A 12,646-nucleotide genomic window follows, 5' to 3' on the forward strand; every position below is an offset into this window, starting at 1 on the left:
TGGGAGAGCATCGCCCTTACAAGGCGAGGGTCACTGGTTCAAGTCCAGTACAACCCACCATCTACTCTATTTAGCAAATCACTTCCAAACCCAAGTTCGTCATCACTTTAATCATCCAATTCAGATCTATCTTCTGCCCACACTTTAACCAACATTTATTTGCAGTTAGTGAATGACTAAACACCACATCATTAGCCGCCCTATTCCCAAATTAGCGGGAAACGACTAGACTGTTTGGTATTGTTTTTACGAAATAAAATGTGCGAGATGGCAATACCCAATCTGACCGACGCCAAGATCTTAATCGTTGAGGAACAGGCCCTCGCACTTAGCTATATGAAACAATCTCTTGAACGGTTAGATTTCAGCAATGTGCAATTTGCCGAAAGTGCACCGATAGCCAAAGAGATGTGCCAAGTTGAAGCTTTTGAACTCATTATTTGCTCATTCGATCTCAGCAAAAAGCAAGATGGCTACCAACTCTATGAAGAGCTAAAAAGTAAACGCTTGATCCGCAATGTGACTGGCTTTATTTTTATTTCCGCCGAAACCAGCGGTGCGCTCGTCCATAGCGTGCTTGAGCTACAGCCTGATGATTTTCTTGTTAAACCTTTTACTATTAATGACCTTAAATCACGCATTGAACGCGTCCTCAAACGTAAACGTGCATTAAAGAAAATTCTCACCTTTATTGATGACGGCAACGATTCAAAAGCGCTGAAGTTTATTGATGCTGAACTAGATAACAAGGATCACACTTATAGTGCCTTGTTGTTGCGCTTAAAAGGCGATGCGCTTTTGCGCCTTAAACGCCTCGAAGAAGCCAAACAGTTTTTTAAATCGGCTTTAGAATTACAAAAGTTCACTTGGGCAAAAATAGGGTTAGTTGAGGCACTTATCGCTAATAACGAACATGTGTTAGCTCACCGCATGTTGAAAACCTTGCTCGAACGTAGTGAAACGCGCTTAATCGCCCTTGATTTATTGGGTCGTCTAGAGATCCAACTCAATCAATTTGAACAAGCTCAAGATTTTTTAACTCAAGCAACACAAATGGCACCGCGTAATATTGAGCGACAAAAGTCGCTTAGTCGGGTAGCGCAAATTAATCATGATTACGAGCGCAGTTATTTGGCACAAAAAGACATTGCTAGTTATGCCAAAAACTCAATTCACGATAGCCCAGACATTTATCTCAACGCAGTTCGTGCTGGTATTGATTTCGCACTCAGTACCGATCAAACCGAGCAAATCGCGCGCATTACTCGCCAAACTCAGCAATATTTACAAGAGCTTAAGCATCAGTTTCCGCATGCCGAAAATCAGGCGCAAATCGATGTCCTCAATGCCCGATTATATTATTTGAAAGATGAAAATCAAAAAGCTCGGCGGCTGATGGAACAATTAGAAGACGAACCTCATATTCGTTCTATTGATGCTGCCCTTGATAAAGCCAAAGCGTTTCATGAGCTGGGGTTTCAACATAAAGCTCAAACTTTATTTAGCCAAATAATTAGCCATTGTGAACGCCATAAGCAACATGACGACCCAGTGATGATGCACTACTTGCAACAGCAACAAGCTGAGCGCAAAGACATCACTATGGGGCCTAGGGAGCTAAACAACCATGCGGTGAATCAATTTAACCGTGGCCAGATTGAAGTTGCGTTGGAAGCATTTACTCAGGCATTCCGTATAATGCCGAAAAACTCAGGTATAGCGCTCAATTTGCTGCAATGCTTGCTCGACAATAGCAGCAAGAAAGGTCAGACGTTTAACTCTAACCTTGCCGGACGCTGCGTAAAAACTTTACATGAAGCCCAATTAGAGCCTGAACAACTCGCGCGCTTCGAGCTGATTTTAGTGAAAATGAAAGAAATGGGTTTATCCGTCAATTAACTCTTATTCAAGCTCACGTTTATCAAGGGACAAAGCATTCACACAGTAGCGCAGACCACTGGGTTTCGGCCCATCTGGAAACACATGTCCTAAATGCGCATCACAGACATTACACACAATCTCTACTCGTTGCATGCCATAGGTATTATCCGCTTTGTAAGCGACCGCTTCAGCTGTGGCAGGCTGCGTAAATGAGGGCCAACCAGAACCACTATCAAACTTTTCACTGGCATCAAACAGTAGAGTTTCACAGCATGCGCATTGATATTGCCCCGGTGTAAACACCGTACAGCTTGATGAGCTAAACGGCCGCTCTGTGCCTTTATTACGAGTAATATGGAATACTTCGGGGCTTAATACACCACGCCATTCTTGTTCAGACTTTTCAACCCGGCGCTCTGGCGTGGGATTACCATTTTTCACAAAATTAAGAATTGAAGACCAAGTTAGCATACCGACCTCATTGACTAAAGTTATTGAGATTTTGACGAACCAGTAACTTCAGGATCTGGCCAATCGTTAAAGAAGTAACGCAGGTAGCGGCTTTTCACTAAATACAGCAGCACCCAGCTTACCAGCAGCATTTGCCCAGCAATATAACCAGAAAATTGATAATGACTTTGCTGCGCTTGCCAAATCAGCCAAGCCAAATCAACCACTGCACACAGGATCAAAGGCCAACGCATATTACGCCACAGCGGTGCCAATTTAGTTGATGCTGTTGGACGCCGAAGCGAGAACACCACAGCAGGAATTAATGCAATACTGGCAATGCCAAGGGCAATAAAAAAATGTTGCTTATGACTGTAAAACAGCGACATTAAGTCCAGCTCTGGTTGACGCGTGACCGCGGCTATCACCCACAGTATATAGGCACGTAGTAACACCACCAAAGTTAAGTTAAACCCTAACGGCGCTCGATACACCCCATATTTATCCCAGTACTCGGGTCCAAAATGTCGCATTACATCATCACTTTATAAATAACTCATGGTCAAATAAGTGCGCTAACAACTAGGCTAGTGCACTTTCATGACAGTGAGTCTGTCTGATTTACTCGTGCTCAGCGAAAAGTGCTATCAGTCCCGCTTCATCCAACACTGGCACGCCTAGTTCTGCTGCTTTGGTAAGTTTCGAACCAGCCTTCTCACCAGCAATGAGCGCATCGGTATTTTTTGATACACTGCCCGCCACTTTTGCACCAAGCGCCTGCAAGCGCGCTTTCGCATCGTCGCGGTTAAGCTGACTTAAGGTGCCGGTCAGTACATAAGTTAAACCGGCTAAAGGAGCTTCTGCCGCCGATTTTTCTGCTATAACGGGCCAGTGAATACCTTGTGCGAGCAACTCGTTCACAACCGCTTGATTGTGCGGCTCAGCGAAGAAGGCATGAATATGCTTTGCAACTACGATGCCCACATCGCTCACTTCTTGTAAGCTATCAATGGAGGCGGCGCTGATATTTTCAAGCGTGCGATAGTGATTCGCGATATTTTGCGCCGTCGCTTCGCCGACTTCACGAATACCTAACGCATATAAAAACTTGGCTAAGGTCGTGGTTTTAGCCGCTTCCAACGCTGCTACCAGATTTTGCGCTGACTTTGGCCCCATCCGCTCTAGCGATTCGAAATGACCTTGGCGCAGGCTAAATAGATCCGCCGGCGTTTTGATGAGTTCGCGGTCGACTAGTTGCTCGACAATCTTGTCACCTAAACCGTCCACATCGAGCGCTTTACGTGAGGCAAAATGCTTAATCGCCTCTTTACGTTGTGCTCGGCATACTAAACCGCCGGTACAACGCGCTACCGCCTCCCCTTCAATCTTTTCGACATGTGAATCACACACCGGACAAGTCGCAGGGAAAACAATCTCACGCGCATCCGACGGGCGACGCTCTAATATCACTTGGGTGATCTGCGGGATCACGTCCCCAGCGCGGCGAATGATCACCGTATCGCCAATTTTGACCCCTAATCGGTCAATTTCATCGCCGTTATGTAAGGTCGCATTAGAGACGGTTACCCCACCGACAAAGACAGGCTCTAAGCGCGCCACCGGCGTAATTGCCCCGGTACGGCCTACTTGGAACTCAACATCTAACAGCTGAGTTAATTCCTCTTGCGCGGGGAATTTAAATGCAATAGCCCAACGTGGCGCGCGCGCCACAAACCCTAACTGCTGCTGCTGCGCTTTACTGTTGACTTTGATCACCACGCCATCAATTTCATAAGGCAGTGCCGCACGACGCGCAAGAATGTCTTGATAGTATGCCAGTGCAGCTTGGCTATCATTGACCAGCTTGATCTCCGGGCATACCGGCAAACCATAATCTTTTAACTGCATCAGCTGCGCGTGATGAGTTTCAGCTAACGTCACACCTTCAACTAGACCGATTGAATAGGCATAAAAGCTCAGAGGACGTTTGGCGGTAATTTTCGGGTCTAATTGACGTAAACTGCCTGCAGCGGCATTCCTTGGGTTAGCAAAGGTTTTATCACCTTTGGCTTGCGCGTCTTGATTTAGCCGCGCAAATCCAGCTGAGTCCATAAACACTTCACCGCGCACTTCAAGTACCGCAGGCAAATTCTCGCCTCTTAAGCGCAGCGGAACATTACGAATAGTTTTGACATTCTCTGTAATGTTTTCACCTACTTGACCATCACCACGGGTGGCGGCTTGGACAAGTACACCGTCGCGATAAACAATAGACACCGCTAAACCATCAAGCTTAGGCTCACAGCAAAATGCCACGTCTTGGCTTACGAGCAAACGCTCTTTTAAACGACGGTTAAAAGCGGTAAATTCCGCATCATCAAAGGCATTATCCAGCGATAACATTGGGATGCTATGGGTGACTTGGTCAAACTTTGCCAATGCCATGCCACCCACTTTCTGGCTTGGTGAATCGACGCTTTGATATTCTGGATGGGCTGCTTCCAGCGCAGTTAATTCACGCATCACCCTATCATATTCAGCATCAGGTACTGTGGGATTATCCAATACATAGTATTGGTAGTTAAATTCTTCTAATTGCGCACGTAACGTGTGGATCTGCTGCAAAATAGACTCAGACATGGCGACCTCTAAATGATAAAAAAGCCACCCACCAATCACGGCAAAGCGGCTTTATTATTGGAGCGCGTGCTCCGTAAAAATACTGGCTTAAGCGGCGTATTCGCGCACTTTTTCCACATAAGTTCGAACAGTTGCTACCGACAATGGTTCGCGATTTGAATCAAGTACTTCAGCACCAAATTCTTCGGCAAGTTTTTTCGCAGCGCTGTGCAGCATGTTAAACGCAGCTAAGCTGTCACCTTCACAAGGTAAGGTCATAAATAAGCTAACGCCAGCGGTGCTAAACTGTTCCATGTTATCAATATCAAACGTGCCCGGATTAAACATGTTCACCAAGCGGAACATTACCGGGCCATTACCAGAAGGTTCAACATGGCGGTTGAAGAAACCTTCAGGTGCATATTTAAAGCCAAGACTTAACACACTTGGCAATAGCTTGGAGCCTGCCATGGTTAGCCCTTCTGGCATTTGGATGTGGAGAATAATAAAGTCTTGCGGCAACGCTGCGGCTTCATCCTGAGCGGCAACTTCGTCATGCTGCTCTGGCTCTTTGGTTACCTTTGCAACTGGCTCAACATCATCATTGGTGGTTAGTTTGATATCACCTAATTCAGGTTCCGCATCACGGTCAACATTTATCACTGGCTCTGCTGGTGATGAATTTAACTGCTCTTTGATACTCGGAGTTTGTGGACGCTCTTTACGACGAATAGACCATAAACCATGGATCAACAATCCGCCAATCACCAAAGCACTGATCACAATTAACGCCCATCTTAATTCTGTGGTCATTCCTCACCTTTTCTTGTTGCTTTTCTCTAAGTTTGTGCCATTTGCACAGCTTGATCAATATCTACCGCCACCATTCGCGACACACCGGGTTCCGCCATGGTCACACCAGTTAGGCGCCCCGCCATTTCCATGGCGACTTTGTTGTGGCTGATATAAATAAATTGCACCGATTGTGACATTTCTTCAACCAGTCGGCAAAACCGACCGACGTTTGCATCATCAAGCGGCGCATCAACTTCATCCAGCATACAAAACGGTGCTGGATTTAGCCTGAATATTGAAAACACTAATGATAATGCGGTCAGCGCTTTTTCTCCACCACTTAACAAATGAATTGTCGAGTTTTTCTTACCCGGAGGGCGCGCCATAATGGTTACACCGCTTTCTAGCATGTCATCTGAGGTTAATTCTAGGTACGCACTGCCGCCGCCAAATACTTTCGGGAATAGTTCGCTCAAATCTTGATTCACTTGATCAAAGGTTTGCTTAAAGCGGGCTTTAGTCTCACGGTCGATTTTCCGTATTGCCCCTTCTAGCATTTCTAAAGCTTGGGTTAAATCGTTTAATTGACCGTCTAAATACTGCTGACGAGTTTGTGCTTCACTAAATTCATCAATGGCCGCTAAGTTTACCGCGCCAAGTTCGTTCAAAGTTTTGCTGATAAAGCTCAGTCTAGACTGGTGTTTATTAGCATCTGCGGTATCAGGTAAAGTATCTAATACCGCTTTGAGGGTTTGCCCTAGCTCGTTAAGTGGCTCAAGCGCAGCTTGCGCTTTTAATAGTAAGCCTTGCTCATCTAGCTTCAGTACTTGTAGCTGCTCTTGCAGTTGTGTTTGCTGACTACTGGCGTTTTTAAGTAATGCCTGCTTGTCGCTTAAGGTATCGCGCGCACTTTGCTGCTGCTCAGTCAGTTTTTCAACTTGTGCTTGCTGCTCACTGTGCGCGGTTAATAACTCGGTAATCCGCAACTCTAATTCGAGCAAAGGCTCCTGACAGTCACTTTGCTCGTCGCGGTATTGCTCAATACGCGCTCCAGCACTTTGAATATCATCTTGCAAATGAGTCAATTTGGCTTGCGCGAGGGCAAGGTCGCTACGTACACGCTGCGCTTGTAAGTCTAGGTCATGGAGTTTTTGCTGATGCTGCTGAGCTTGCCGCACCGCGTCTTGCACCGCTCGCTCGGCCTGTTCGAGCGCTTGCTGTGTGACATCCGCCTGAACTTGACCTTGCGCCAACTCTTTGTGCTGGTTAGCAAGTTGCATTTCTAACGCTTCAAGCTGCTCGTTCTGTGCTTGTAGCTCAAGGTCTAAGTGTTGCTGTTGTTGTAACAGCACTTTACTACGCTCGATAAACTGCTGCTGCTGTTCCTGATACAGTCCAATGCGAGTCTTATTAGCGGCAATTTGCTGTGCTAAATCATGTACTTCAAGCCGATTTTCAGCAAGCTTGGCGTGCTCTGCTTGCAGCGCTTTTACAAGCTGTTGGATTTGTTGTGCTGCTGCTTGCTGCTCGGCTGCCAATTGCGGTAATTGCACGCTTATCTCCCGCAAGGTTTGATACTGACGTAACTTGCTGTCGCCTGCGGGCAAGCTTTGCGCAAAGTTTTCGCCGTATAAACAGCCTGCCTCGTCGATTGCCAACAACCAATTGCCACTTGGCTTGCTGTGTTTGTTTTGACCTTGTGGGCACCACTGAATGTGATTGAGAATCGCTGGGTATATCCCACTTTCGACCAAAGTAGCGACTGAACCTGGTTGAGCGACTGAGCTAAGCGCCCATACCGCATTGGCTGCCGCCTCAGCGCTTGGCATTAAGTCGGTAAACCCAAGTAGTGCGCGCTCAACGATAATTTCAAAACCTGGCACGACGCGCAATTCAGCTAAAAAGCTGCTTGCGCCATGTTCAGTTTGCTCCTCCAGCACAGTTTGCAAAGCTTGCTGCTTGGCACTTAGCTCTGTGATTTGTTGCTGTAGTCGCGTGTGTTGCTGTTCTTGTTGCTGTTTGCGCTGTTGCTGTTGCTCTATGTGCTGTTCAAGCTGTAAACCCTGCTGTTGGCTTTTCGCCATTTGCTGGGTGAGTAAACGTTGCTGTTGCTGAGCTGCAGCTAACATTTCGCTTGGGTCATCTGCCGCCATTTGCTGTTGCTGTAACACCAATTGTTCACGCTGCTGCGTTAAATGCTGCATAGTCAGCGTTAAGTGCTGCTTTGATGCTTGACCTTGTTGCACCGCCTCACGACTTTGCAACAGTGCTTGAGCGGCAAGTTTAGCTTGCTGCTGTACTGCACGTAATGACTCTTGCTGGGTGGCTTGATGCTGCATTAAATCATCGCGCTCAGCTTGCGCAATCGCAACATCTTCCAACACCAACTCAACTTGCATGGCAATATCATCGACATGTTCAGTTTGTACCGCCACTAATTCTTGTGCTTGAGCAAGTTCCCGTACTTGGCTGTCGATATTAATCTGCAAACTACGCAGTTTGTCGTTGAGATGCAGCTTTTGCTGCTCTGCTTTGGCTAATTCCATGTGGGTGCGATGCTGGGCTTGCTGCATCACAGTTAACGCATCGGCAAAATGACGTACTTCAGTTTCTAACGCACCAAGCACATCCTCGTGACCGCCATGAGCCGTTTTGAGAAAATCGAGCTCACCTTGCAAGGCGTTGATTTGTTCTGATTTAATGAGCTGCTGTTGATGTAAACTTTGCCATTTCAGCACCGCCAGCTGAGCTTTTAAGGTACGTTCTTCGGCTTTTAACTCACGATAAGTGGCCGCGTCTTTTGCTTGCACGGATAATCTGCTGAGTTGATTTTGCAGCTCTTGACGCACATCCAGTAACCGCTCCAAGTTGTCACGGGTACTTTTAATGCGGGTTTGGGTTTCTTTGCGGCGTTCTTTGTATTTTGACACTCCCGCAGCTTCTTCAAGGAACACCCGCAATTCTTGCGGCTTACTCTCAATTAGCCGCGAGATCATACCTTGTTCGATGATGGCGTAGCTGCGTGGCCCAAGACCAGTACCTAAAAAGATATCCGTAATATCCCGACGGCGGCATTTACTACCGTTGAGGTAATAAAGTGATTGCCCGTCACGCGTGACCACCCGCTTAATGGCAATGTGATTACGCTCAGCAAAAGTACCGGGCAACTGCCCTGAAGTATTATCAAAATGCAGCTCAACTGAGGCTTGCGAAACGGGTTTACGATGGGTTGAACCATTAAAAATAACGTCGGTCATGGCGTCGCCACGCAGATTTTTAGCTGAACTTTCGCCCAGCACCCAGCGCACCGCGTCAATGACATTGGACTTGCCACAGCCATTTGGGCCGACCACACAAGTCATTTGATCTGGGAACGGGATTTTGGTCGGCTCTACGAACGACTTAAATCCCGCCAGTTTGATGCTACTTAACCGCATGTTGTTATTTTAATTAGGTTGAGCATGAATAAATCAATGCTGCTTACCTTAACCGTGCCGCTTAATATTGTCTACTATGATACCCGTGGCCATCGCCACATTGAGCGATTCAGCGCCGCCAAAGGCAGGAATGGTGATTTTATGAGAAATGTACTTTCCAATTTCACTGCTGATACCATGCGACTCGCTGCCCATCACCAACACGCCTTGAGTACCAAACGCAACTTGGTGGACGTTTTCTCCCCCCAAGTAAGCGCCATAAATTGGCCCATTATAATGCGCTAAAAACGTATTAAGGTTAGTACGAATCGCCGCTACCCGCACAAAAGAACCCATAGTCGCACTTATCACTTTAGGATTAAATGGATCAGCGCATTGTTCACCTAGTACCACTTGCTTAAAGCCGTACCAATCGGCAACACGGATGATAGTTCCCAAATTACCCGGATCAGACACGCCGTCTAAGGCTAATACCCAACCCCGTTTGTCGATGGCAGGCTCTGCTGGTAATGCCACAATGGCAATGGCAGCGTTATTACTGACCAAAGTGCTAGCCTTACTTAAACTTTCTTCATCACAAGGGATCACATTAACCTGACGCAATTGCGCTTGATGTGTAGTAATGAACTGAGGCGTTGCAAATAATTCAACTATCTCAATGCCCGCTGCGAGTAACTCAAGGACATTTTTTTCACCTTGCACTAAATACTGGCCAAACTCTTTGCGAAACTTTTTCTGACCTAGTGCACGAATATGTTTTAGTTGATTTTTTGACGCCATGAACACCTCACAATGTAATCTTGAGAGTATACCTTTTTCTCAGATAGAAGCGAAATAATCCAACCTTTTGGATTGTTGCAAAAATCAGCCAAATTGATTAGATTAGTTCGGCAGTTAATTAGGGACAACTTCACATGGAACCACATTTTCCACAACACGTCACTTCTTCACGTGTTGTACCGGTAAAATTCACTGGCGATGCCGCCACTTATTTTCGTCTTTGGATAGTCAATATCTTCCTGACTATTATAACTTTGGGGGTTTATTCTGCTTGGGCAACCGTGCGTAATAAACGCTACTTCTATGGCAATACCAGTATTGAAGGCCACCGTTTTGAATATTTGGCCACGCCATTACAAATTTTAAAAGGACGGGCTTTAGCGGTCGGCTTTTTTGCCATTTACCTGTTAAGCGCACATTTTATGCCATTGCTCGGCGCCGTTTTCGCGTTGGCTTTGGTGGTGCTGACCCCTTGGATGGTAAACCAAGGCCTGAGTTTTAATATGCGCATGACGCGCTACCGCAATGTACATTTTTCGTTTCGCGGTAACTATAGCGAAGCGTTTATCAATTTTGTGGTATTGCCGTTTGTCAGTCTGTTCACTCTGTATTTGCTCTTACCTTATGTAATCAAACGCATTGATAGCTATATCCATAACAATATTCAGTATGGTAACCGTGCATTTAATGTTGAGCTGTCGGGCGGTGAATATTATAAAACCGTGTTGCTGTGTTTCTTAGTCTGTATTGCGTTGCTACTTGCCATCGGCGTGGTGGGGTTTGCCGCCTTTGGTAACTTACAAAACTCAGGTTTTATGCTGCCAGTATTTCTCTTTGCTTTCAATTTTGCATTTGTTTCTTTTATTGCAGGGTTATATCAAGGCCGTATTCGTAATCATATTTTTAACCATGCACAAATCGACAATGTTGGCTATCTTGGCTCTCGCATCGAACCTTTGGATTATGCACTGCTGTTACTCACCAACGCCTTAGCTATTGTGTTTACTTGTGGTTTGGCCTACCCGTGGGCCAAAGTCAGAAAAGCACACTTTTTAGCGGAGCATAGTTGCTTAGAACTTGTTGGCGACTTAAATCACATCGTAGATATTGAACAACAGCAGCAAAGTGCGTTTGCCGACGAAGCAGCGAACCTCTTTGATGTTGATGTGTCGCTTGGTTAAGCACGATGGAAACACTCTCAGGTAAACGCTATCGCGCGGGTCAAAGCCACGTAGAAACGGTACAGCTCACTTACACCAAGCATGGCGTGAGTTTTACCCCAGATGAAAACTATGCTTGGGCGCAGTTAAAGTTTGACGCAGTTATTACCGGCTTACCTGCCGCAATAACCTTACCTGGGGGCGATCGCTTTGAGCCTGATGATGCGCACTTTCGCTGGCCGAGCCAAGCATCAGCAACAGGTTTCGCAACGCGTTTCGAAACCTGTGTAGCCAAACTTGAAAACCACCCTTTCGCAGCCATTTTTGCGGTACTGGCAGTGCCGGCATTAATTTGGCTGTTAGTCACTGTGCTTATCCCAAAAGTAGCGCTACATAGCGCTAAAGTGATGCCAGATGCGGTAATTACTGAGATGGGTGAACAAGCTCATCACTTTTTAACCTTGGCGATGCTGAGCGACAGCGAAATCAAGCTTGAACAACAATCACAGCTCAATACGCTTTGGCAGTCCACTCTAGCTAAATTACAGCAATCCCCGAACGGATTGCATCCGGCTCGGCAATATCGCTTGTATTTTTACGCCTCATCAACCTTAGGAGCCAACGCTTTGGCTCTGCCCAACGGCGATGTGATAGTCACAGATGACCTTGTAAACAAACTCGCATCCCAGCCAGATGCCTTAACCGCAATTTTATTGCATGAAATTGGCCATGTTGAGCAATTCCACAGTGCGCGAATGGCGGCACAATCGGCGCTTGCGTCACTGACTTTTGCGTTGTTGTTTGGCGATTTAGAGAGTGTCGCTGAATTGGTAATTGGCACCGGCAGTGTCTATGTGCAGCAACAATTTTCGCAGCAAATGGAGTGGGAAGCAGACAGGTACGCGCTTAGCCGTTTGTATCAACTTGGTTTATCTGGCGAAGCTCTCGCAAATGCGCTTAGCACCATTACTCAAAGCTCAGAACTCAGTACGACGGAAAATTCATCGGTCTGGCAAAACTACTTGTCGACACATCCAAGCACAACAGATAGGATAATCGTAGCACGTCAGTATCGTGGCGAATAACTCAATAATTATTTGCTGTTTTTGCTGAGCGTGACGATATCCCCGCATTACTTGGTGTAGCTGATAGGCTACCAGTAGTAAGGGTAAAGTTAGTTGTTTATAGAGGGCATCATGAGCGCCGAGTGGCATATCGTTTTAGTCAATCTAATCATTTTGTGTTTGGCCTACGGACTAATTTACCCGCGTTTTGCTGGCAATGACATGCGTAAAATCAGCTACCAAGACGTGCTTGCCTCTGTGGTGTCGTTAACGGTTATCGGCTCAGTGTATTTTGGCAGTGACGTCACATTGAGTTTCTTTGGTCTAAGTTTAAACTGGTTTTGGTTTACCTTGTTGACCTATGCGCTTATCGAGATCCCATGCTTTCTATGGTATCACCGCCAATACGGAGTTAAATTCCCAAAAGATTAAGCTTCATTTACTGAAGAGATAGCCAGTG

General features: G+C 46.3%; 10 protein-coding genes. 4 read left to right on the plus strand and 6 right to left on the minus strand.

The genetic code is table 11. From position 1 onward, the window contains the following. The first annotated feature begins 267 nt into the window (after window positions 1–267). Window positions 268–1,899 (plus strand): response regulator, encoded by a 1,632-nt coding sequence (locus ACFOEE_RS00005; protein WP_377119572.1) that lies wholly within the window; start codon window positions 268–270, stop codon window positions 1,897–1,899. Window positions 1,900–1,902: 3 nt separating this feature from the next. On the opposite strand, the gene msrB is transcribed toward ACFOEE_RS00005, so the two are convergent. The 6 genes from msrB to ACFOEE_RS00035 all read right to left on the minus strand — a co-directional run bounded on the left by msrB (window position 1,903) and on the right by ACFOEE_RS00035 (window position 9,962). Further along, window positions 1,903–2,352: a peptide-methionine (R)-S-oxide reductase MsrB gene (gene msrB, locus ACFOEE_RS00010; RefSeq protein WP_377119575.1), complete on the minus strand. Its 450-nt coding sequence runs from the start codon at window positions 2,350–2,352 to the stop codon at window positions 1,903–1,905. A gap of 20 nt (window positions 2,353–2,372) precedes the next feature. Next, window positions 2,373–2,864, minus strand: a complete 492-nt coding sequence (locus ACFOEE_RS00015; protein WP_377119578.1) for a DUF2919 domain-containing protein — start codon at window positions 2,862–2,864, stop codon at window positions 2,373–2,375. Between the two features lie 88 nt (window positions 2,865–2,952). Next, window positions 2,953–4,971 (minus strand): NAD-dependent DNA ligase LigA, encoded by a 2,019-nt coding sequence (ligA, locus tag ACFOEE_RS00020; protein ID WP_377119581.1) that lies wholly within the window; start codon window positions 4,969–4,971, stop codon window positions 2,953–2,955. An 87-nt stretch (window positions 4,972–5,058) separates the two neighbouring features. Further along, on the minus strand, window positions 5,059–5,763 hold the full coding sequence (gene zipA, locus ACFOEE_RS00025) for a cell division protein ZipA (RefSeq protein ID WP_377119584.1): 705 nt from the start codon (window positions 5,761–5,763) through the stop codon (window positions 5,059–5,061). Between the two features lie 26 nt (window positions 5,764–5,789). Beyond that, window positions 5,790–9,182 carry an AAA family ATPase gene (locus ACFOEE_RS00030; protein ID WP_377119586.1) on the minus strand — a complete coding sequence of 1,131 codons (3,393 nt, stop codon included), beginning with the start codon at window positions 9,180–9,182 and terminating at the stop codon, window positions 5,790–5,792. Between the two features lie 48 nt (window positions 9,183–9,230). Continuing rightward, window positions 9,231–9,962, minus strand: a complete 732-nt coding sequence (locus ACFOEE_RS00035) for a TrmH family RNA methyltransferase (RefSeq protein ID WP_377119589.1) — start codon at window positions 9,960–9,962, stop codon at window positions 9,231–9,233. A 134-nt stretch (window positions 9,963–10,096) separates the two neighbouring features. Here ACFOEE_RS00035 and ACFOEE_RS00040 point away from each other — a divergent pair, with 134 nt between their 5' ends. The 3 genes from ACFOEE_RS00040 (at window position 10,097) to ACFOEE_RS00050 (ending at window position 12,618) form a co-directional block, all read left to right on the plus strand. Further along, window positions 10,097–11,143, plus strand: coding sequence for a YjgN family protein (locus ACFOEE_RS00040; protein WP_377119592.1), 1,047 nt, complete (start codon window positions 10,097–10,099; stop codon window positions 11,141–11,143). Between the two features lie 5 nt (window positions 11,144–11,148). Further along, a complete protein-coding gene (locus ACFOEE_RS00045) occupies window positions 11,149–12,207 on the plus strand; it encodes a M48 family metallopeptidase (RefSeq protein ID WP_377119595.1) in 1,059 nt (352 codons plus the stop codon). Between the two features lie 111 nt (window positions 12,208–12,318). Continuing rightward, on the plus strand, window positions 12,319–12,618 hold the full coding sequence (locus tag ACFOEE_RS00050) for a hypothetical protein (protein WP_377119597.1): 300 nt from the start codon (window positions 12,319–12,321) through the stop codon (window positions 12,616–12,618). Window positions 12,619–12,646 lie beyond the last annotated feature (28 nt).

The sequence above is a fragment of the Pseudoalteromonas fenneropenaei genome, from assembly GCF_042643375.1.
Classification (GTDB): Bacteria; Pseudomonadota; Gammaproteobacteria; order Enterobacterales; family Alteromonadaceae; genus Pseudoalteromonas; species Pseudoalteromonas fenneropenaei.